Source organism: Rhizobium sp. R339 (assembly GCF_002211395.1).
In the GTDB taxonomy this organism is placed as follows: domain Bacteria; phylum Pseudomonadota; class Alphaproteobacteria; order Rhizobiales; family Rhizobiaceae; genus Rhizobium.
The window spans coordinates 102378-123984 of record NZ_LOKV01000028.1 but is presented as its reverse complement, the minus strand read 5'-3'; the positions used below and the strand labels follow the sequence as shown (position 1 = coordinate 123984).

21 protein-coding genes are annotated in these 21607 nt (G+C 61.7%); 6 read left to right on the top strand and 15 right to left on the bottom strand.

Annotated elements, in window-relative coordinates; all coding sequences use genetic code 11:
• Positions 1-102 precede the first annotated feature (102 nt).
• Positions 103-489, bottom strand: a complete 387-nt coding sequence (locus tag ATY76_RS31075; RefSeq protein ID WP_088678471.1) for an ectoine synthase — start codon at positions 487-489, stop codon at positions 103-105.
• A 225-nt stretch (positions 490-714) separates the two neighbouring features.
• Here ATY76_RS31075 and ATY76_RS31070 point away from each other — a divergent pair, with 225 nt between their 5' ends.
• On the top strand, positions 715-1608 hold the full coding sequence (locus ATY76_RS31070) for a LysR substrate-binding domain-containing protein (protein ID WP_088678608.1): 894 nt from the start codon (positions 715-717) through the stop codon (positions 1606-1608).
• 529 nt (positions 1609-2137) lie between these two features.
• Here the strand turns inward: ATY76_RS31070 and ATY76_RS31065 are convergent.
• Genes ATY76_RS31065 through ATY76_RS31055 form a run of 3 tightly spaced genes read right to left on the bottom strand, consistent with a single transcriptional unit; the run spans position 2138 to position 4008 of the window.
• Positions 2138-2701: a biotin transporter BioY gene (locus ATY76_RS31065; protein WP_088678470.1), complete on the bottom strand. Its 564-nt coding sequence runs from the start codon at positions 2699-2701 to the stop codon at positions 2138-2140.
• A gap of 24 nt (positions 2702-2725) precedes the next feature.
• Positions 2726-3334, bottom strand: a complete 609-nt coding sequence (locus ATY76_RS31060) for an energy-coupling factor transporter transmembrane protein EcfT (RefSeq protein ID WP_088678469.1) — start codon at positions 3332-3334, stop codon at positions 2726-2728.
• Complete coding sequence (locus ATY76_RS31055; protein WP_088678468.1) at positions 3334-4008, bottom strand: ABC transporter ATP-binding protein; 675 nt, start codon at positions 4006-4008, stop codon at positions 3334-3336. The genes ATY76_RS31060 and ATY76_RS31055 overlap by 1 nt, the downstream gene beginning before the upstream one ends.
• A 315-nt stretch (positions 4009-4323) precedes the next feature.
• Between ATY76_RS31055 and ATY76_RS31050 the strand changes: the two genes are divergently transcribed.
• Positions 4324-5514 (top strand): winged helix-turn-helix domain-containing protein, encoded by a 1191-nt coding sequence (locus tag ATY76_RS31050; protein WP_088678467.1) that lies wholly within the window; start codon positions 4324-4326, stop codon positions 5512-5514.
• A gap of 221 nt (positions 5515-5735) precedes the next feature.
• Here the strand turns inward: ATY76_RS31050 and ribB are convergent, their stop codons facing one another.
• The 3 genes from ribB to ATY76_RS31035 form a co-directional block, all read right to left on the bottom strand.
• A complete protein-coding gene (gene ribB / locus ATY76_RS31045; protein WP_088678466.1) occupies positions 5736-6839 on the bottom strand; it encodes a 3,4-dihydroxy-2-butanone-4-phosphate synthase in 1104 nt (367 codons plus the stop codon).
• A 9-nt stretch (positions 6840-6848) separates the two neighbouring features.
• Entirely contained in the window at positions 6849-7946 is a 1098-nt protein-coding gene (gene aroC, locus ATY76_RS31040; RefSeq protein WP_088678607.1) for a chorismate synthase, read from the bottom strand.
• A gap of 176 nt (positions 7947-8122) precedes the next feature.
• Complete coding sequence (locus tag ATY76_RS31035) at positions 8123-11293, bottom strand: EAL domain-containing protein (RefSeq protein ID WP_088678465.1); 3171 nt, start codon at positions 11291-11293, stop codon at positions 8123-8125.
• A 245-nt stretch (positions 11294-11538) separates the two neighbouring features.
• Here ATY76_RS31035 and ATY76_RS31030 point away from each other — a divergent pair, with 245 nt between their 5' ends.
• Positions 11539-11799, top strand: a complete 261-nt coding sequence (locus ATY76_RS31030; RefSeq protein WP_003569889.1) for a DUF1344 domain-containing protein — start codon at positions 11539-11541, stop codon at positions 11797-11799.
• A 99-nt stretch (positions 11800-11898) separates the two neighbouring features.
• Here the strand turns inward: ATY76_RS31030 and ATY76_RS31025 are convergent, their stop codons facing one another.
• From ATY76_RS31025 to ATY76_RS31010, 4 genes are all read right to left on the bottom strand, one after another.
• Positions 11899-12489 (bottom strand): histidine phosphatase family protein, encoded by a 591-nt coding sequence (locus tag ATY76_RS31025; RefSeq protein WP_088678464.1) that lies wholly within the window; start codon positions 12487-12489, stop codon positions 11899-11901.
• Between the two features lie 25 nt (positions 12490-12514).
• Positions 12515-13333: an enoyl-ACP reductase FabI gene (gene fabI / locus ATY76_RS31020; protein ID WP_088678463.1), complete on the bottom strand. Its 819-nt coding sequence runs from the start codon at positions 13331-13333 to the stop codon at positions 12515-12517.
• A gap of 121 nt (positions 13334-13454) precedes the next feature.
• On the bottom strand, positions 13455-14639 hold the full coding sequence (locus ATY76_RS31015) for a DnaJ C-terminal domain-containing protein (RefSeq protein ID WP_088678462.1): 1185 nt from the start codon (positions 14637-14639) through the stop codon (positions 13455-13457).
• Positions 14640-14947: 308 nt separating this feature from the next.
• Positions 14948-15406, bottom strand: a complete 459-nt coding sequence (locus tag ATY76_RS31010; RefSeq protein ID WP_088678461.1) for an RT0821/Lpp0805 family surface protein — start codon at positions 15404-15406, stop codon at positions 14948-14950.
• A 65-nt stretch (positions 15407-15471) separates the two neighbouring features.
• Here ATY76_RS31010 and pdxH point away from each other — a divergent pair, with 65 nt between their 5' ends.
• On the top strand, positions 15472-16092 hold the full coding sequence (gene pdxH, locus ATY76_RS31005) for a pyridoxamine 5'-phosphate oxidase (RefSeq protein ID WP_088678460.1): 621 nt from the start codon (positions 15472-15474) through the stop codon (positions 16090-16092).
• Between the two features lie 5 nt (positions 16093-16097).
• Here the strand turns inward: pdxH and ATY76_RS31000 are convergent, their stop codons facing one another.
• Entirely contained in the window at positions 16098-17135 is a 1038-nt protein-coding gene (locus tag ATY76_RS31000) for a polysaccharide deacetylase family protein (RefSeq protein ID WP_088678606.1), read from the bottom strand.
• A 316-nt stretch (positions 17136-17451) separates the two neighbouring features.
• On the opposite strand from ATY76_RS31000, the gene ATY76_RS30995 reads away from it, so the two are divergent.
• Both ATY76_RS30995 and ATY76_RS30990 read left to right on the top strand, forming a co-directional pair.
• The gene (locus ATY76_RS30995) at positions 17452-18750 is read left to right on the top strand and encodes a D-alanyl-D-alanine carboxypeptidase family protein (protein ID WP_088678459.1); all 1299 of its coding nucleotides are present in this window, start codon (positions 17452-17454) and stop codon (positions 18748-18750) included.
• Between the two features lie 81 nt (positions 18751-18831).
• Positions 18832-19149: a pyrophosphatase gene (locus tag ATY76_RS30990; protein WP_088678458.1), complete on the top strand. Its 318-nt coding sequence runs from the start codon at positions 18832-18834 to the stop codon at positions 19147-19149.
• A gap of 31 nt (positions 19150-19180) precedes the next feature.
• Here the strand turns inward: ATY76_RS30990 and ATY76_RS30985 are convergent, their stop codons facing one another.
• From ATY76_RS30985 to ATY76_RS30975, 3 genes are all read right to left on the bottom strand, one after another.
• Positions 19181-20194 carry an inorganic phosphate transporter gene (locus ATY76_RS30985; RefSeq protein WP_088678457.1) on the bottom strand — a complete coding sequence of 338 codons (1014 nt, stop codon included), beginning with the start codon at positions 20192-20194 and terminating at the stop codon, positions 19181-19183.
• Complete coding sequence (locus tag ATY76_RS30980; RefSeq protein WP_088678456.1) at positions 20194-20835, bottom strand: DUF47 domain-containing protein; 642 nt, start codon at positions 20833-20835, stop codon at positions 20194-20196. The genes ATY76_RS30985 and ATY76_RS30980 overlap by 1 nt, the downstream gene beginning before the upstream one ends.
• A 276-nt stretch (positions 20836-21111) precedes the next feature.
• Positions 21112-21603, bottom strand: coding sequence for a GNAT family N-acetyltransferase (locus tag ATY76_RS30975; RefSeq protein WP_088678455.1), 492 nt, complete (start codon positions 21601-21603; stop codon positions 21112-21114).
• Positions 21604-21607: the final 4 nt, after the last annotated feature.

Genomic DNA, 21607 nt, shown 5'->3' with positions numbered 1-21607 from the left:
CGTAAGGCCGCCGCGCCCATCGCTTTCCGCCGTGGGCCATCGCCCGCGGCGGCGAAAAACCTGAACGGCGCGATGTGCGCTATTTGCGGCGGAGGGGGTGGCTCAGTATTCGGAACCGCTTCTATTGTTCAGATCGTGACGTTCCGTCCCTTTCAAGGGTGGATTGAAGACGCTGACGAGGATGAGGTCCTCATCCTTGCCGCCCCGCAAATAGTGCCGATCGTGTTTGTCGAGAACGTAGATATCGCCAGCGCGGATGGGGAAGACATTGCCGTCCATATCCTCGACCTCGCCTGCTCCCTGGATGCAGTAGCAGGCCTCCAGGTGGTTGCGGTACTGCAGCAGGGCCTCGGTGTTGGCGCGAACGACGGTGTGGCAGACCGTAAATCCCATCCCGTCATCCCTGGTCAGCAGACGATGGCTTGTGCCATTGCCCCAATCGACGAAACGCTCGGTCTGCTCCACTTCTTTCAGGCTTCTCACAAACATGTTCTTTTCCTCGAATGGCTGAGATGTTTCGCTCTCCATGAATCCATTAAGCACTGGAGTGACTGCTCGTTTCAAATGATCTAATTTGAGTAAATTGTAAGAATATTTTACATATGATCTGGCGCTGATCGAGGCTAAAATCGTTCGCAGCGCCCGTTTCGTTGAAAAGATTTGACATATCACGCGGACAATGAATCCTGCTGCTTCTGTAAGGAATTCGAACATATGCAACTGCCGCCGCTGAATGCATTGAGAGCCTTCGAAGCGACCGCCCGGCTGATGAGCCTGTCAAAGGCCGGAGACGAACTGCATGTGACTCACGCAGCGATCAGTCACCAGATCAAACATCTGGAGACATGGCTGGGACGCAAGCTGCTGCAAAAATCCGGACGCGGCGTGGCACTGACGCCGGCGGGCGCCGAATATTATCTCGCCGTCTCGGGCTCGCTGGCCGCCATCGCCCACGCAACCGGCAACATGCGCAGAGACCACAATATGCGTTCGATCACCGTGGGATGCATTCCTTCGATCGCATCGCGCTGGCTGGTTCCGGCACTTCCATCTTTCCGGGAGAGCGATCCCGATCTTGATGTCAGGATAGTCTATGCAAAAGCGGAAGAGCGCTTCGATGACGAAAGCCTGGATGTTCTCATTACCATGGGAGAAGACTTGTCAGGGGGACGGGAGAGCCGCCTCCTTTTCTCCCGGCGCAACCAGCCCGTGGCCAGCGTTCATTATCTGGCAAAGCGAAATTGGACCGCCGATAGCGTTCCCTTTGCGGCCGCCGACCTGCTGCACGATGAAACCGTGGATGGTTGGAAAGAATGGTTCCGAAAGGCTGAGATAACGGCGCCCGAGCCTGTTCGCGGGCCGATATTCCAGGACTTCAACATTCTTGCCACGGCCGTGATCGCCGGGCATGGAGTCGCATTATGCCCTGTCGAAGTGTTTCGGCGAGAGATCGATCGTGGCGACCTCCTCGTGCTTTCGGATATTTCGACGGCGGAAACTCAAGGATATTACCTGATCACCAGCTCCTGGGCGAAGAAACCGGTTCGTCGTTTTGCGGAATGGTTCACCGCGGAGTGCCGATCCGCCAGTCCGCCGATGATGGAATAGACTGGCGACCACGGCACAACCGCTCGTTTTGACGTGATCTGGAATGTCATGAAAGTTTCATATCAGGGCTATTGCGGAGATTGAAAAATAATCTACAATTTCGATCCGAAAACAAGATTTCCTGATGAAAACGAAAGGATGCTGATTGGATACATTTTTCTCGAATGCGATGCCCCTCGCATTTTTCGCCCTGGTTCTTGCCTTGATATTCGCGACTGGCAAACGCAGTTCAAGAAGTTCCGGCGATGGCGGGGGAGGCTGGTTCGAGGCCTCGGACGACGGCGGCTGTGATGGCGGCGACGGAGGTGGAGGAGACTAGATCAAACGAAAATCGATATAATGCCCGACCGCCTCAAGGCGGTTTTTTGTTGCCCGAATTTTGGGCCGTGCCGTGCTAGCATCTAGGCTCCTTACGCAGCCATCAGCATAGAGCCGCGTTCCTTGCACAGGATGGCAGGCGATCTCAGGATACAATGAATGGCCGCCTTCGCATGAAGACGGCCATCGCGGGTATTTGCGATCGAAGCGCTTAGGCGCGCGCCGGCAGCAGGGGATAGCCGACCATGACCGCGCGGCCGAGGAGGGCGGCGACGAAAGCTTTGGTCACGTCGCCCGGCAGATACGCCATCGAGCCAATGAAGGCGTTCGGGAAGCCCATACCGCCGGCGGTCGCCAGATAGGCAATGCCGAAGGCGTAGAGCACAACGATGCAGCCGACCATGGCGGCGAGGAAGAAGCTTACCGTCTGCACCAGGCCGGATTGCTGGTGGTTGACCAGACGTTCGCTGAGATAGCCGGTGACGAAGGCGCCAAAGATCCAGCCGATGAGGAAGCCGGCCGAAGGCGAGGCGAAGATGGCAAGGCCGCCGCGGCCGCCGGAAAGCACCGGCTGCCCGAAAGCGACCAGCAGCAGCACGATCACCACGGCAATCGCGCCGCGCCGGGCGCCGAGCACCACGCCGGCCATCATCACGCCGAGCGACTGGGCGGTGATCGGCACCGGAATGAAGCCGAGCGTGATCGGCGGCAGCAGGCCGAGCGCCACGATGATCGCGGCAAAGAGAGCGGTAAGAACGAGGTCGCGGGTGCTCATCATGAACTCCGTATTGATAGATCGTTAATTCCCATGCCGCCGAATGCCGCGCGCGTCAATCGCCGCGGCGACATTATCCGCATCCCTGAGCGTCAGGATGATCAGCGGCGCGAGCAGCGTCGTCGGCCGGATCTTCAGTCCGCGCGCCCTATGTGCCTCGCGGATTGCCTGATACCGGCCGAGAATTTCCGGCACGAAGCGCAAGACGAGCCCGATGGCCAGGCCTATATCGTCGGCCTGCACCCGGCCGGTGCGCTCCAGCGGGCGGGCAAGCGCCGTCACCTCGTCGATGAACTGGGCAATGGTCGTCGTGGCCGTGACAGCAGCGGCCAGAAGCATCAGCGCCGTCAGCCGCAACAGGGTCACCAGCGCGTCATGCCACGGGTTGAAGATGAGGTTGAACAGCGCCACGACGGCGATCGTCAGGAAGATCGGCCGCAGCCGCGTCAACCCCTCCGCCATGGGCATGCCGACCATCCGGCAGACGATCGCCGCCAGCAGCACGGCGACCGAAAGCAGGGCGATGTTCTCGCTGATGAACAGCACGATGCTGACGATCGCAAGCGACACCAGCTTTACGCGTGGTGAAAGCCGATGCATTGCGCTGTTGCCTTCGACATAGAGCGACTGCATCAGGCGGCGATCTCCCTGTAGCGGGCAACTGCCTCGGCAGCCGGCGCGTCGGCGGCAAGCCGGCCCTCGTGAAACAGCAGCACCCGCTCGAAATCGGCGATCAGTTCCAGGTCGTGGGTGATGACGATGGCGCTTTCCGTCAGGCCGGCGATGATCTTTTCGACCAGCGCCCGGTTTTTGAGGTCGAGCTGGTTGGTCGGCTCGTCGAGGATGAGAATGTTCGGCCCTGTCGCCAGCACGGAGCAGAGTGCCGCCACCTGCAACTCGCCGCCGGAAAGCTCGTGCGCCCGGCGACCGGCGAGCGCCTCGGCGCCGAAGCGGGCAAGCACACCCTCGACCTTCGCCTCGATTTCCGCCTTGCTGAAACCGCGCCGCTTCAGCCCGAAGGCGATGTCGTCCCGGACGATCGGCAGGATGATCTGGTTCTGCGGCGACTGGAAGATGAAGCCGACATCGGCCGCGGCCGCCTTCTCATCGCTCGTGTCGCGGCCGTTGACGATGACCCGCCCGATCGATGGCTTCGTCAATCCGTTGATCAGCCGCGCGAAGGTCGTCTTGCCCGAACCGTTGAGCCCGATGACACCGATCCGCTTCTCTCCGAGAGCAAGCGTCAGCGGCTCCAGCGCCACCCGCGTCCCGAAACTCACCCCGGCACCTTCGAAACGAATATCCAAACCAGTCCCTCGCATCAGGCGACGCTGGAAAGCGTCTTCCAATGGGCAGACCTGCAAAGACCGGCCCCTCATCCGGCTGCCGCCACCTTCTCCCCGCGCGGGGGGAGAAGGGAACATGCCGCGACCTTTCCCGTTCCCTGCCGACGTCTCGCAAGGCACGTCCCCTCTCCCCGTTCTTACGGGGAGAGGGTTAGGGTGAGGGGCGGTCATTGGCGCTAACCTGACGGGAGTGCTTCTACAAAGAGCAAGTCTCGCTGTCGACATCCGATAGCAATATCGGGTGGCTAGGAAGATTTTCCGGATTATGATGCGCCCATGACGAATCTGCTCTCCAATTCCGACGCCCGCCGTGTATTCCTCGCCAAGCAGGGTCTCAGCGCTCCACCGAACCGCGCCTTGACCAAATCAGGGCTGCTGCAGCTCATCCATGAGCTGGGTTTTGTCCAGGTGGACAGCATCCAGACGGTGGAGCGGGCGCATCATCAAATATTGTTCTCCCGCAATCAGACCTATCGGCGCGAACATCTGAAAGCTCTGCTTGAGAAGGAACGAGCGCTCTTCGAGCACTGGACGCACGATGCCTCCATCCTGCCGAGCGCCTTCTTCGTTTATTGGAAGCACAAGTTCCGCCACCAGGAGAAGGTCCTCATCGAACGCTGGCGCAAATGGCGCGGCGAGGGCTTCGAGGCGGCCTTCGAGGAGACCTATGAGCGCGTGCGGCGCGACGGCGCGATGCTGGCACGCGACGTCAAGGCCGATGGCCACGTTTCGGGAGGCTGGTGGAATTGGCATCCGAACAAGACGGCGCTCGAATATTTCTGGCACACGGGCAAGCTCGCCATCGCCGGTCGCTCGAACTTCCAGAAGATCTATGATCTCACGGAGCGGGTCATTCCGGCGGAATTCCGCGAACCGGAGGTCAGTCGCGAAGACTTCATCGACTGGGCCTGCCGCAGCGCGCTCACCCGCCTCGGTTTTGCCACCCATGGCGAGATTTCAGCCTTCTGGAATCTGGTCTCGCCCGATGAGGCCAAGGCCTGGGTGTCAGCCCATCGCGACGAACTGGCCGAGGTGCTGATCGAACCGGCGCTCGGCGACAAGGCGCGACCATCGTGGGCTTTCGCCGATTTCTTCGCGACGCTCGACAGCTATCCCAATGCGCCGCCGCGCATCCGCGTGCTCAGCCCCTTCGACCCGATGATCCGTGACCGCAACCGCACGGAACGCCTCTTCGGCTTCTTCTACCGCATCGAGGTGTTCGTGCCCGAGGCCAAGCGTGAATACGGCTACTATGTCTTCCCGCTTCTCGAAGGAAACAGGCTGATCGGCCGGATCGACATGAAAGCAGATCGGAAGAAGTCGACGCTCGACGTCAAGCGACTCTGGCTGGAGCCGGGCGTAAAGGCTTCGGCGGGGCGGCTGGAGAAGCTGGAGGCTGAGCTCGACCGGCTGGCGCGGTTTGCGGGCGTGGAGAAGGTTGTGCTGCTGGAGGGGTGGCTGGGCTAGTCTCTTCCATTTTGAGAGAGCGGCATTTGCCCCTCACCCTAACCCTCTCCCCGTAAACGGGGCGAGGGGACGTGCCATACGAGAGGCCGGCGGGGAACGGAGAGGTTGCGGCATTCCCCTTCGCTCCGTTTACGGGGGTCCGAAGGACGGGTCGAGACCCGTGGCTCGACCCCGGTCGGTGGCGGCAGCCGGATGAGGGGCTGCCATCCCTCTCTTCGACCTCAGCAGATCTCCGTCTTGCTGATCTTGATCCCAAAACCTTCCAGGCCGACATAATGGCGCTCGCGGCTGGTGAGCAGTTTGATCGAGCTGACGCCGAGATCCTTGAGGATCTGCGCGCCGAGGCCGATTTCCAGCCATTCGCTGTCGCGAGTCTGCGCTTCCGTATGGGCTTCGCGGCCCTGGCTGCGGGCCTTGCGGCCGTTGTCGTAGTGGCCGACGCCGACGGACCCCTCGCGCAGATAGACGATGACGCCACGTCCTTCCTCGGCGATCTTCTGCATGTAGAAATCGACCGGGCTTTTCTTGCCGAAGAGATCTTCTGCGACGTTTTCGGGATGCAGGCGGACCGGAATATCGACGCCGTCGCGGATATCGCCGAAGACGACGGCGAGGTGCTGCATCGGATCCCAGGGAAGAGAATAGGTATGCGCCTTGGCTTTGCCGAACGGCGTTTCGATATCGAAGCTCGCGCCATGTTCGACCAGCGTTTCCTTGCGCTGGCGATAGGCAATGAGATCGGCGACGGAGAGGAGCTTCAGCCCGTGCTGCTCGGCGAATTCGACCACCTGTGGGCCGCGCGTGACGGTGCCGTCGTCGTTGACCAGCTCGGAGATGACGCCGATCGGCGGCAGGCCGGCGAGCTTGCAGAGATCAACGGCCGCTTCGGTATGGCCGGAGCGCATCAGCACGCCGCCCTCGCGGGAGACGAGCGGAAAAATGTGGCCGGGACGGACGAAATCGGAAGGTCCGGCATTGGGGTTGGCCAGGTTGCGCACCGTCAGCGTGCGGTCGTCGGCGGAGATGCCGGTGGTCGTGCCGTGCTTGAAATCGACCGAGACCGTGAAGGCCGTCGTATGGGCGGAATCGTTTTCCGCCACCATGGCATTGAGGTTGAGGCGCTTGGCCTCTTCCTTCGGCATCGGCGCGCAGACGATGCCTGACGTATGACGCACGATGAAGGCCATTTTCTCCGGCGTTGCGTGCACGGCCGCGACGATCAGGTCGCCCTCGTTCTCGCGGTCGTCATCGTCCATGACGACGACGATTTCGCCGGCTTCGAAGGCCCTTATGGCATCGACGACGCGCTTCTGGTCATAAGGCATGGGGCGCTCCTATTTCAGGCGGCCGGTCTGGCCGCGATCGCGAAGATAATGGTCGGCGATGGCGCAGGCGACCATCGCTTCTCCGATCGGCACGGCGCGGATGCCGACGCAGGGGTCGTGCCGGCCCTTGGTGCGGACATCGACATTCTTCCCGTCGGCATCGATCGACTGGCGCTCGGTCAGGATCGAGGACGTCGGCTTGACGGCGAAACGCGCCACGACCGGCTGCCCGGTGGAGATGCCGCCCAGAATACCGCCGGCATTGTTGGAAAGGAAGATCGGCGTGCCGTCATTGCCCATGCGCATCTCGTCGGCATTGTCCTCGCCCGAGGTTTCCGCGGCGGCGAACCCATTGCCGATCTCCACGCCCTTGACGGCGTTGATCGACATCAGCAGCGAGGCGATGTCCTGGTCGAGTTTCGAGTAGATCGGCGCGCCGAGGCCGGCGGGCACACCTTCGGCGATCACCTCGATGACGGCGCCGATCGAGGAGCCGGCCTTGCGGATGCCGTCGAGATACTCCTCCCAGACCGGCACGATCGCGGCGTCGGGCGAGAAGAACGGGTTCTGCCCGACCTGCTCCCAATCCCAGTTGCGGCGGTCGATCTTGTGCTTGCCGATCTGCACCAGCACGCCGCGCACGATGACGCCGGGCGCCACGAGGCGGGCGATGCCGCCGGCCGCCACGCGTGCCGCCGTCTCGCGCGCCGAGGAGCGGCCACCGCCGCGATAGTCGCGAATGCCGTATTTGAGATCATAGGTATAGTCGGCATGGCCGGGGCGGTATTGCCGGGCGATCTCGCCGTAATCCTTGGAGCGCTGATCGGTGTTCTCGATCAGCATGGAGATCGGCGTGCCGGTTGTCGTCATCGTCTCGCCGTCGGCATCGAGCATGACGCCGGACAGCACTTTCACCAGGTCGTCCTCGCGCCGCTGCGTGACGAAGCGGGATTGGCCGGGTTTGCGCTTGTCGAGCCAGACCTGCAGGTCTTCGAGCTTGAAACGCAGGCCCGGAGGGCAGCCGTCGACGACGCAGCCGAGCGCCGGACCATGGCTTTCGCCCCAGGTGGTTACGCGGAAGAGGTGGCCGAATGTATTGTGCGACATGTGTTCCCACGGCGGCGCGCCAAAGCCGGTCGCGCCATTGCTTGAAAAGGCGCGACACTCATAGGCCAAAAAACGGTCGAGGCAAAAGCCTTTCTTTGCGCGAAACCGGCTCGCTCGGGAAATGCTGTTTCCGTCATTTGCGAACAGCGAAAGCGAGGCCGCCCGGCAGGCGGCGGTTATGACGCCAGGCGCCATCCGGTGCCGGCCGCTTCGGTGGCGAAATCGTCGAAGGAGAGGGGCCGCGAGAAGGCATAGCCCTGCAGGATATCGCAGCCGAGATCGCGCAGCAGTTCGGCATGGGCCGCCGTCTCGACACCTTCGGCCACGGTTTCGACGCCGAGCGAGCGGGCGATCTCGATGATCGAGCTGACGAGCGCGCGTTCCTGCGAGGAGCCGATGATCGGCTGCACCAGCTGACGGTCGATCTTCAGCCGCTTCGGTTTCAGCTTCAGCAGGCTGACGATCGAGGTATGGCCGGTGCCGAAATCGTCGATCTCGATATCGATGCCGAGCGCCTTGATGCGCTCGAGATTGTGCGAGACGACATCCTCGCTCTCGTCGAGAAAGATCGATTCCACCAATTCGAAGGAAAGCTCGCCGGGGCGGATATGCAGGTCGGCAAGCGATTCCAAGAGGCTGCCGTCATGCAGCCGCCGCGCCGAGACATTGACCGAGACCTTGGGAACGGCAATGCCGCGCGCAGCCCAGCGCATCCTGTCGCGCAGCGCCGCTTCCAGCACGATCCGGTCGAGCGTCTGCACGACGTTGATTTCGCCGGCGATGCGCAGGAACTTGTCGGGCGTCAGCAGCCCCTTGGACGGATGCTTCCAGCGCACCAGCGCCTCGACGCCGGTCAGTTCCATCGTGCGGGCTGAGAATTGCGGCTGATACCAGGCGGTGAATTCGCCGTTGTCGATGCCGGCAAGGATTTCGTCGGCCGTGCGCTTGGTGTTGACGATATCGGCCTGAAGATTGTGATTGAAGAATTCGAAGCGATTGCGGCCCATGCTCTTCGCGCGATAGAGCGCGATATCGGCATTGATCAACACCTTGCGGGCATCGACATGGATGCCGTTCGCGAGCGCGACGCCGATCGACACGCCGCAGCGGCAGGAGAAACCCTGGAAATCGATCGGCTGGCGCATCTCCTCGATGATCCGCGTCGAGAGCTCGGCCATCTGCCCGTCGTCGACATCGACGGCGAGGATGACGAATTCGTCGCCGCCGATACGCGCGACGACATCGCTGCCGCGGACGTTCCTGGCAAGCACCTTCGAGGCGTGCACCAGCATGGCGTCGCCGGCGGCATGGCCGAGCGTGTCGTTGATTTCCTTGAAGCGGTCGAGGTCGATATGAAGGATCGCGAATTTCTGCCGATGCCGCAGGCCGTCATTGGTCAAACCTTCGAGCGCCATGTCGAGCTTGCGGCGATTGGCGAGCGCGGTCAGCGGATCGTGCAGCGAGTTGTGCTCGATCCTGTTCTTGGCAAGCTCGAGCTCGATGTTCTTGGCGACCGCCTCGTCCTTGGCTGCCTTCAGCCGGATCGTCATCAGCACGTCCTCGGTGGCGTCGAAGGCAATGCCCATGATCTTCATCTCGCCGCTTGCGGTCTGGTGAACCTTGCCGACCGAGCGTACGTAACGCACCGAGCCGTCGCCGGCGATCACGCGGCAGACGAGGGTATGCGTATCGCCCGGCTGCTTGAAGTAGCGCGCGCTTTCGAGCGCCAGACCCCGGTCCTCGGGGTGGATGCAGCTAAGCCATGTCTCCTCGGTCATGAAGCCATGGCGGGGCTCTAGCCCGTAGAGCTCGTACATTCGCTCGTTCCAGATCGAGCCGCCCCGGTGAGGCCGCGCCTCCCATATGCCGCACTGATAGGAATTGAGCGCCAGATCGAGCCGGCTCGAAAGCTCGGCGAGCTGCCCCTCGCGGCTCGAAAGCTCTTCGAGCGCCAGCTCCAGCTCGGCATTCTTGACCTCGCTCGTATCCTTGGCCCGGCGCAGATTGTCGGTGGTCTCCGCATCGGAAGTCACGTCCCAGACGATGCCGATCGTCTTGCCCGTACCGCCGGCGTCCGTATAGAAGGCGCCGACCGAGCGCAGGTGGCGGATACCGCCATCGGCAAGCATGACGCGGTATTGCCCCGTGCAGGCGGCGCCGGCGATGCTGCAGCTGAAGAAATGCACTTCGGCAACTTCGCGGTCCTCGGGCAGGATCGCCGCCAGCCATTCGTCGAGCGGCCTAGCTCCTTCTTCCGCCGTCTTGCCGTGCAGGGCGGCGGCATGGGCGTCCCAAAGCACGCTGTTGGAGTGATCCTGCAGTTCCCAGATGCCGATATTGGAGGATTCAAGCGCCAGATTAAGCCGCTGCGACAGTTCCAGCAGCTTTGCTTCGCGCGTCTCCAACTCGGTGATATTGCGGTTGCGTTCGCCGAGCAGGAGCGTCACGAAGAAGATCGGGATGATGATGATGCAGCCGGCGGCAAGGACGATCAGACGCAGCTCGGTCCTGTTCTCGGGGATTGCCTCCCAGCCGCCGGTCGGCACGGCGGAAACCTCCCACTTGCCCCCGGCAAAGGAGATTTTCCGGCGCACCGGATCCTTGCCGTCGATATCGGACGGGCCGAAGAACGGTGCTGCCGTCGCACCTGCCATGCCGAGATCCCGGATGGCGATCGAGAGGTGGTCGAGATGCGGATAACGTTCCTGGTTCTCGCGGTCGCGGGCCGGCAGCAGCCCGGCCGCCTCGTAAAACATCTTCTGGTCGATTGTGACTTCGACCGCCCCCCAGATCCGCCGCTCGCCGTTCTCCTTGACGAAGACAGGAAAGAAGATGGCGAAGGCATCCCGCCCGTCGGCCTTGATCGGACCATAAAAGCGCGCTGTCTGATCGCCGGCCGCGGTCGTCATGGCCCGCCGCGAGAAAAGGGCCTCGCGCACGTCGCGGCCTATCCGCTCGCTGCCCGATTGTGGCGGATAGACGTCGTTGACGATGAAGTCAGGCGCGACCGCGATATGAATGAAAGGCGGGTTTTGGATTAGCAGCCAGTTGATCTGGCGTTCGATTTCCTCTCCGTTCGCCACGCTGCTGAGGGAGACCAGGTTCGAAAGATCTCGGACGATGCTGAGGTCCATGCTGATTTGCGCCATGACGCGGGCGCGAATGAGATTCGTCTCATTTTCGGTGCGGATATGAAGTTCGCGTACATACGACGCAGTATTGGCCCGGTCGAGAGCGGCGCCCACCATGATAACGACGAGGGCGGCAAGCGACGATACCAGAAAAGACGCGCGGGTATTCTTCAACACGCGCCGAAACTGCTTGTTGTCGCCCAGCCTGGATAGCAAGATAAGACCCTCGTGTTCGCCAGCAACTGTAGGGCCCGAGAGTTAATTTACGCTTGCCCGCATTCGATGCCGGACAGTTCGGGGAGGAGGAAAAAGACACGGCTAACGCGCTGTCTTGATTATATTTAAAATCCTATTCATCAATTGGGCGGGAAAAGCCATTCTTACGGGCAATTTTCGCCATATTCAGGAGCTTATGTGTGGCCGGTCATGTACTCGTGCAGCGTTTCAAAAGGATTGTCGCCATGCGTTTCGTCGTCGCCACGCTTTTGGCTACAGCAAGTTTCCTGTCGCCGATGAGCGGCTTTGCCGAGAGCGCGGATGTGGAGGCGACGATCAAGAAGGTCGATACGGCCAATCTCGTGCTGACGCTCGATGACGGCAAGACTTATCAGGCGCCCGAGGAATTCAATTTCGACGGTCTCGAAGCCGGCGTGAAGGTGATCGTCTTCTATACAGAGGTCGACGGAAAGCGCGTCATCAACGATCTCGATATCGTCAAGTAGGCGGGCCTGACGGAAGCGCGTCGCGTAGGGTTATGCGACGTGCTTTCCTTTGCCCCGCCTCTTATCGTCCCGAAACAACTGCACAATCTGGGATGACGATTACAGCCAGACGATCGTCCGCTCGCTGGTGTCGATCCTGACGATCTGATCCTGCGGGATCCCGCCTTCGGCAGCGGTGCTCTTCGGCAAATCGGCGATCGTCTGGAACAGCGTGCGGATGACGCCGCCATGGGTGACGCAGACCGTCGGGCGATCGACGGAACTCAGCCATGAGCCGGTGCGCCAAGATAGGATTTCATAGCTTTCCGCATCGTCGCCCGGCGGGATGAAATCCCATTTCGAGGCGTTGCGTTCCGCCACCCTTTCACGCTGCGTCGCCTTCAATTCCTTGAGTGTCGAGCCCTCCCAGTCGCCGAAGGATATCTCCACCAACCTGGGGTCGGTGCGGTAGGCGAGGGGGGGCAGGCCCATCGCGGCGCGCATGATTTCCATGGTCGCGCGCGTGCGCCCGAGCGGGCTTGCGACGAAATCGAATTCGCCGACCGTGTCGCCGAGGATCTCCGCAAGCGTTATGCCGTTCTGCCGGGCCTGTTCGAGGCCGACGGCATTCATCGGAACGTCCTTCTGACCCTGCAGGCGGCGCTCGGCATTCCAGTCGGTCTGGCCGTGTCTGATCACGTAGATAAGCACGGTCTCGGCTCCGTTTATGGAGAAATCAGTCCTTGACGACCGAAATGTCGGGTGCGTCGACCGCCTTCATGCCGATGACATGATAACCGCTGTCGGCGTGGTGAACTTCGCCGGTGACGGAGCGCGACAGATCGGAGAGGAGATAGAGGCCGACATCGCCGACTTCCTCGATGGTGACGGTACGGCGCAGCGGCGCATTGTACTCGTTCCACTTCAGAATGTAGCGGAAATCGCCGATGCCCGAGGCGGCGAGTGTCTTGATCGGTCCGGCCGACACGGCGTTGACGCGGATGTTCTGCGGACCGAGGTCGACGGCGAGGTATTTGACGCTGGCTTCGAGCGCGGCCTTGGCGACGCCCATGACATTATAGTTCGGCATCACCTTTTCCGCACCGTAATAGGTGAGGGTGAGCATCGAACCGCCTTCCGTCATCAGCTTCTCGGCGCGGCGTGCGACCGAGGTGAAGGAATAGACGGAGATCTGCATCGTCTTGGCGAAGTTGTCGGCCGAGGTGTCGACATAGCGGCCGGTCAGCTCGTCCTTGTCGGAGAAGCCGATCGCATGCACGAGGAAGTCGATCTTGCCCCACAGCTTTTCGACGTTTGCGAAAACCTCATCGATGGTGGATTCGTCGGCGACGTCGCAGTGGCCGACGAGCGTCGCGCCGATTTCAGCCGCGAGCGGCTCGACGCGCTTCTTCAGCGCATCGCCCTGGTAGGTGAACGCGACCTCTCCGCCCTGTGCATGAATGGCCTTGGCAATACCCCACGCAATCGAACGATTGTTGGCGACACCCATGATGACGCCGCGTTTGCCTGCCATGAGGCCGGATGCTTGAGCCATATTTCGCTCCCTAGGAATCTGATCGATCCTGCCTATGGCATAGGCCGTTAATCGGTTCAAGCTTGGCCGAGATCATCAACTGTTAGGTATCGTAACAAAGGGTGCGAATGTCATAAAAATTTCACAGGAACAGGCCTTCGCGCATGCTCCTCATGAGATCGGTGACTTTGTCGTCGGGTTTTTCCCACAGCATGATGCGCAATTCGACGACCAGATCGCCCCTTCCGCCTTCTTCCCTCGGCAAACCCTGGCCGGCAATCCGGATCGTCTTGTCCGAGCCGGACCATGCGGGGACCGTCACGTTCAGCGGCCCGTTCGGCCCATCGATATCAGCCTCGGTGCCGAGCACGGCATTTTCGATGCTGAGCGGCAATACGGCGTGCAGATCGAAACCGTCGACCTTGAAACGCGGATCGGGCGCGATGCGGATGGCGATGACGGCGTCGCCGCGCTGCATGCCCGGCAGCTTGAAGCCCTGTCCCTTGAGCCGCACCTCATGGCCATCCGTGGTGCCGGCCGGCAAGGCAAAGCCGATTTCGCGCCCTTCGGGCAGCGAGGCGGTAACCCAGCCGCCCTTGAGAACGTCGTCGATCGTGACTGTCGCCGTCGCCACCTCGTCGGGCGCCTTTTCCGCAGCCGCATCCTTGGCGCCGGTGAAACGACGTACCAGCGACGTCAGGATGCTGAGCGGCAGCGACAGGTTGGCGCCGCCATTGGTAGCGGTGTCGCCCGGCTCGCCGTCGCTCTTCATGTCGCTTTCGGCGGCATCGCCATCCGGGCGCTTGTCGGCCTCGGCCTGTGTCTGGCCCTGTGCCTGCTGCTGCGGGGCCTGCTGATAGCGGGCCTGCTGGGCACGGCTCTGCGCCTGGCCGCCGGCAGCCGCCCGCGCGCCGAAGATCCGCTCCACCATCTCTTCAGCCGCTTCGCCGGAGTCAGCCTGCTGCCTGGAACTGTCGGCGGCAGCCTTCTGGGCGGCGCGGGCCAGCTCTTCCATCACCCGCTCGGCATTGGCCTGCGCCGCCTTGGCGCGGACGGCGGCTTCGCGCGCAGCCTGGCGCTGCTGCATGATCGTTTGTTCCTGCTTCTTGGCTTCCGCCATGCGCACGGCATTGTCGAACAGGCTGCGCTTGCGCGGATCCTTCAGCGTCTCGTAAGCGCGGCCGATCTCGGCGAACCGGGCCGCCGCCGTCGGATCGTCCCTGTTGTGATCGGGATGGACGGCTTTGGCCATGTTGCGCCAGGCCGCCTTGATCTCGTCTGCCGCCGCGTCGCGCTTGACGCCAAGAATCTTATAAGGATCGCGCATGTAAACCGCCGGTGTTGTGATGCGGCAGGCCCATGTCCTTGCCTGGCATCCCCGCCCAATATCAACTCGTCAGCCGCCAACCGCCGCGAAAGCAGAGCGAGCCATTCTCAACTCCGATCGTGCGGCCGAGTTGCTAATCACTTCTTATTTTTTGCTGGGAGATAGGAGATGTTTTGCCCCGAATGGTTAGCTCTTTGCTAAGCATTCGGCAGAACGGGACCGGCCGTTAACTTCCTGCGCGCAAAGACGCTGCAGGACCTTGGCGTGTGCGGCAGGGACGGCTTCCGGGACTCGGTTGTCCAGATGGATCAGCTTTCCGGCTGGAAGCTCAGGAGCTGCCAGTTGCCGCCGCCGACGAGGCAGGTCTTGCCGTAGAATTTGGCGATGCCGACATAGGAATGGCGCGTCGTGCGGAACTGGCGGCAGACCTGGCCGGATTCATTGTTCTCGACGATCGTATCGATGACGCCGGCGCTGCCCGTCGATGCATTCGCCCAGGGGAGTGGCTGGCCTTCGAGCTTATGCACGTCGGCCGAAGTCACGGCGTTGCGCACGGTCATTTCATCGGAGAGCGTATCGGTGCTAGGCGGCGTCTGCGGCACGGTTCCGGTTGCCACCGACCGGTCGACCTTGGCTTCGCTCAGAAAATCCATTCCGCCGGCAAGGCAGCCGGAAAGCGACAGCATCGCGATGCCCATGACCAGGAACGCGCTGCTGCGTCGCCGCAGGGCCTTTGTATGGCGATATGACTTTGCTATGACTTCCACCCTGCATCCTGTCCAGTTATGAAAAGCTGGGCGATTTTTGAACAATCCGGGGCATTTGAGCTAATATGTCGGCAAACGAGTTAACAAGCGGTGACTTTACCGAAAGTGGCGAGCCCTTCAAGCTTTTTGCCGAATGGCTGAAAGAAGCGGAGGCTTCCGAGCCTAACGATCCCAATGCCGTGGCGCTCGCGACGGTCGATGAGGATGGTCTTCCCAATGTCCGCATGGTTCTCCTGAAGGGATTCGATGACGACGGTTTCGTCTTCTACACCAATTTCGAGAGCCAGAAAGGTCGTGAAATCTTGGGGCAGAAAAAAGCGGCCATGTGTTTCCACTGGAAAAGCCTGCGCCGCCAGGTGCGGCTGCGCGGCCCGGTCGAGATCGTGACCGATGCCGAGGCGGACACCTATTTCAAAACGCGCGCCCGCGGCAGCCGCATCGGCGCCTGGGCTTCCAAACAGTCCCGCCCGCTCGAAAGCCGGTTTGCGCTGGAGAAGGCCGTGGCCGAATATACCGCGCGTTATGCCATCGGCGATATTCCCCGCCCCGCCCATTGGTCCGGTTTCCGCATTCGTCCGACATCGATCGAATTCTGGAAGGATCAGAAATTCCGCCTGCACGATCGCATCGAATTCCGCCGGCCGTCGCCGGAAGGCGAATGGGAAAAGGTGAGAATGTATCCCTGACAGCTTTACCGGCCCATGAGCTTCAGCGGTATGCCGGAGGCGAGTGCGGAGACGTAGCGTCGCTTCTGGTAGAAGCCGTTGAGCGAAATGCGCGGCAGATAGGCCGTCCGGCCGACAGCCGGTAGCCCCGGTTGGGTGGTGACGGCGACCGTAAAGCCGAGATTGCCGACAATCCGCGCCTCGCGGCCGGTCGTGGCCTCAGGCGTGCCGTAGGGATAGGCGATCGTCGCCGGGCGAATGCCGGTCAGCGCCTCGATATAATCGGCCGACACCTGCATCTCGATTCTCGCTTCGGCTTCCCCCAGGCGGGCAAGCGCGCGATGGCTGATCGTATGGGCGCCGAGCGCGGCAAGCGGACGCCCGGCGAGCCATTGCAATTCACCCGGACTCATCACCAGGTTGCGCGTGATGTCGGTCGGCTCGATGCCGTTCTCCCGCGCCAGCTGGTCGATGGCGGCGACGGCGGACGCTTCGTCGGAGCGATGAATGTAGGCGGCGAAACGGTCGAAGGCATTCCATTGCTGCTGCGGGCTGTCGAGCGCTAGGCGCTCCTTGCCGCGGCCGAAATCGAAACGCAGCTCCGTCGCCCGGCGCAGCAGGATGGCAAGCGTCTCCCACCAGATGCTGTGCGAGCCCTCTGCAAACCCTTTGGCAACGAACACCGTGAACGGCGCCTGATGCCGCTCGAAGACCGGCAGCGCGTGCTCCAGATTGTTGCGGTATCCATCGTCGAGCGTGAAGGCTGCGAATGGCCGTGCACCCTCAGGCTCCGCCAGCAATGCCGGCAGCGCATCGAGCGGCACGAAGCGATAGCCATCCCGTCTCAGCTGCCGCAACGCGCCATCGAGAAAGCCGGGCGTGATTTCGAGATGCGCGTTCGGCTCGAAAGCCTGGGACGCGTGTGGACGGACATGATGCAGCGTGAAGACGACGCCGCGCCCGCGCGCCGCGCGCATCCGGCCGGCCGAGGCGAGGAGCCATGACGCCTCCAGCCCGGCGCCGATCGCCGCCCGCTTTGCCAGTCGCTTCCATTGTCCCGTCATGCGGCGTCCGCCCATTTGAGCAATTCCAGCAAAAATGCGCAGCGGCTTTACGTCCGGAATGCGTGAAACGAAGTGAGAGCATTTTCGGCTTGGAGAAATTGGAAAATGCTTTAGGTTTGCCGAAACTAGCAGGGGCGACTTAAGCCTTGCTGAATCCCGATAGAGCACAGGTTTTTTCATGCCTTGTTAACCAAGACGATGAAAAGACTAGAAAATTAGTAGGCGTTGCCTCAAAGTCGCGCCAAACTTGCGGCTTCTGTCACATTACGGCACAAGTGCCGGTCTTATCGAGAGCCAGCGCATTGAGGGGAAGTGCATGAGAAAGCTTTTGGCGGCTGTTTTGACCGTAACGCTTGCCGTTTCGGCGCCACTTGCCGCCCTTGCCGGCAGCGCTTCGCTGATCCTCGATGCCCGCACCGGCAAGGTCCTTGCCGCCGAGAACGCCGACACGCTGAACCACCCCGCCTCGCTGACGAAGATGATGACGCTCTATCTCACCTTCGAGGCGTTGAAGCGCGGGAAGATCAGCTGGGATACGCCGATCAAGATGTCGAAATACGCCGCGGCGCGCCCGCCGACCAAGCTAGGCGTCAAGGCGGGCGGCACGATCACCGTGCGCGAAGCGGTCTATGGCATGATCGTCAAGTCCGCCAATGATGCCGCCGCCGCCATGGGCGAGAAGCTCGGCGGTTCGGAAAGCGGCTTTGCCCGGATGATGACGGCGAAGGCCCGCCAGCTCGGCATGAGCCGCACCGTCTTCGTCAACGCGTCCGGCCTGCCGAATTCGCGCCAGGTGACGACGGCGCGCGACATGTCGACGCTCGCCGTGGCGCTGATGAAGAACTATCCGAACGAGTATCGGCTGTTCTCGGCGGCAAGCTTCAATTTCCGCGGCCGGACCGTCCGCGGCCACAATAATCTCATGTATCGCTATCAGGGCATGGACGGTATCAAGACCGGTTACACCAATGCCTCCGGCTTCAACCTCGTCAGCGCCGTCAAGGACGGCAACCGCCGTGTCGTCGGCGTCGTGCTCGGCGGCCGCACTGCCCGAAGCCGCGACGACAAGATGGCGGCATTGCTCGACCGTCATCTCGGACGCGCTTCCTCCTCCGGCGGCGCCAGGCTGGTTGCGAGCGTCGGCGCGAAGGAGCCTGTCGAAGTCGCTTCGGCGGCAGAGGCCTCCGATGTTCCGGTGCCGGCAAACGCGCCGCGCTCGACCATCGAGATCGCGCCGAAGAACCTGGCCCCCGACAGCCTGGCTTACGCTGATGATGCCGTCGTGCCTCTCGAACGTCCGACCGCGATGGACGAGATCCTGAATGCCGGCAAGGCGCCGAAGACCTCGGCGGAAAAGGCCGGCGGAAACTGGCAGATCCAGATTTCCGCCGCACCCAGCGCCGATGCGGCGCGGGCTCTTCTCGCCCAGGCGCAGTCGGAAGGCGGCGCCCCGCTCGTTTCCGCTTCGCCCTATACCGAGGCGGTCGGGCAGGGGGCGAACAGGATCTACCGCGCCCGCTTCGTCGGCTTCGCCAGCAAGGACGCCGCGCTGTCTGCCTGCGATGCCCTGAAGCAGCGTTCCTATGACTGCATGTTGCTGCCGGACCACGGCTGATTGCCGCGGTAACCTAGACAGGGCCACTCTGGACATTCATCGGGAATCAGCGTCTCCTCCCTAAACAAAAGGAGAACGCCCATGCTGCGCCGTCTCGCCGATCAGTTCGAAATGTCTTCCTCTGCCCATGTCACCGCCAACGGCATTGAGCGCGATGCCGACTGGTTCCTCCTGAAGCTGCAGGAGGAAATGGGCGAACTGACCCAGGCATGGAACCGGCTGACCGGCCGGGGCCGTGCAAAGGGACGCTCATCTGAAGATATGCAGCGAGACCTTGCCGACGAAACCGCCGATGTTCTCGGCCATCTCCTGCTCTTCGCTCGCCGCAACGAGATCGACCTTGCGGCCGCGATCGAACGTAAATGGCTGTTTCAGCCGGCGCAGAAGCCGGAAGCGTAAGCGCTTTGCCATCTCCCGAACGGCGTTGACGCTAAAGGATATTGCTCAATCCCGTTACCAGCCAGAACGTAACCGCCGAAATCATCGCCGCCGCCGGCAGGGTCACGACCCACGCGACCACGATATTGCCCGCGAGCCCCCACCGGACGGCAGACACGCGCCTTGCGGCGCCGACGCCGATAATAGCGCCGGTAATGGTGTGCGTCGTCGAAACGGGTATGCCGAGCCATGTGGCGCCGAAGAGGGTCAAAGCGCCGCCGGTTTCGGCGCAGAAACCTTGCATCGGATTGAGCCTGGTGATCTTCGAACCCATCGTGTGAACGATGCGCCAGCCGCCGAACAGCGTGCCGAGGGCCATTGCGGCTTGGCAGGAAAGAACGACCCAGAACGGCACGTGAAAGCTGCCGCCGAGGTAACCCTGGGAATAAAGAAGCACGGCAATGATGCCCATGGTCTTCTGTGCGTCGTTGCCGCCATGGCCGAGCGAATAAAGGGACGCCGATACGAATTGCAGGAAACGAAACGACCGGTCGACTGCAAACGGAGTCTGCCGGATGAAGGCCCAGGACACGATCAGAATTAGAAACAGCGCCAGGAGAAAGCCGATCATCGGCGACATCACGATCGCGGCGGCGGTCTTGAGGAGACCGCTCCAGACGATCGAACTCAATCCTGCTTTGACAAGGCCCGCTCCGACCAGTCCGCCGACCAGCGCATGCGAAGAACTGGAGGGAATGCCGAATATCCAGGTCACGACGTTCCAGACGATGGCGCCGATCAGCGCTGCGAAAATGACCTGCGGCGAGACGATCGCCGGATCGATGATGCCGGTTCCGAGCGTCTCGGCCACATGCAGCCCAAAGAACAGGAAGGCGATGAAATTGAAGAAGGCAGCCCAGAAGACCGCATATTGCGGCCTCAGGACCCGCGTCGATACGATCGTCGCAATCGAATTGGCAGCATCATGCAGGCCGTTCAGAAAATCGAACAGCAGGGCGACGCCAATCAGGCCGACGAGAAGGGGAAGGGCGAGCGTGGCGTCCATCAGACATTCTCGATCACGATGCCGCTGATCTCGTTGGCGACATCCTCGAAACGGTCGACCACCTTTTCCAGCTCGCCATAGATCTCGCTGCCGATCATATAGGCCATCGGGTTGTTGGCGCCGTGCCGGCGGAACAGATCCTTGAGGCCCTGCTCGTGCAGTTCGTCGGACCGGCCTTCCACGCGCGTGACCTGCTCGACGATGGCGGAGAGCCGCGGCGCGTTGGCGTTCATGCGGTCAAGCAGCGGAATTGCCTCGGCAATGAGGTTGGCGGCCTCGACGACGGTCTTGCCCATTTCCCGCATGCCGGGGTCGAAGCTGGTCTGCTCGAAGAGGCGGATCGTCTTGACGGTCTTGTGCATCATGTCGATCGCATCATCCATGGACTGGATGAGATCCTTGATATCGCCGCGATCGAAGGGCGTAATGAAGCTGCGCCGCACGGCCTGCATGACTTCACGCGTGATATCGTCCGCCTGATCTTCCAATCTCACGATCGTTTCGCATTGGCGTTCGATCTCGATGCCGGACAGCAACCTGTCGAGCGCCTGTGCGGCGTCGACGATCGTCCTCGAATGCCGTTCGAAGAGAACGAAAAACCGGTCTTCGCGCGGCATCAATTTTCGAAACCAACCAAGCATGAGGACCTCGCGATTCTTGGTCTGTGCTGTGGATAGCGAAAGCGGACCGCTACCCGTGCGGCCGTGTCCTAACGCCTATCTCTTTGAAGAGATAGGGGCGAATTAAGATTTATGACAGATTTGTGACAGTGCTGACGTGAAAAAGATGCTCGCAGCCGCTAATCCGCTTCGCGAGTCGGAACCGGAAAATTACCGGGAAGGGCAGAAAAGCGGTCGTCAAACCGCCTCTGGCATGACGCCGAAACGCGTGAGCAGTGTCTGTGACGCGATGCTCTCTCAGCCGAACTTGTACCGGTAGAATTTGCTGTCCACCGGCATCAGCGGAAACGAGCGGGGCAGTTCGGCCTTGCCGATCTCGACAAAGCCGTTCTTTTCGTAGAAGCGATGCGCGGCGACGAATTTGTCGGTCGTTCCGAGAAAGATATCGGTGAGGCCGGCATCCCTGGCATGGGCGAACAGGCGGTCGAGAAGCCGCGCCGCCACTCCGTGTTCGCGGCCGCGAACCTCGGCGGCGACGAACATCTTGCGCAATGCCGCCTGGCCGTTGCCGATATCCTTGAGCCCGATCGTGCCGACGATCGCGCCGTCCTTGACGGCGACCCAGAACTGCCCTTTGCCGGACTGATAATAATCCGGGATAACCCTGAGATCGGGCTGCGCATCCGCGGTGATATTGATGCCGAACTCCTCGCGCTGGATCGGCAGGATCACCGAAAGCACGTCATCGGCGTCATCGGCGGCAAAAGCTCTGATTTCGATTTCCGCCATCGAC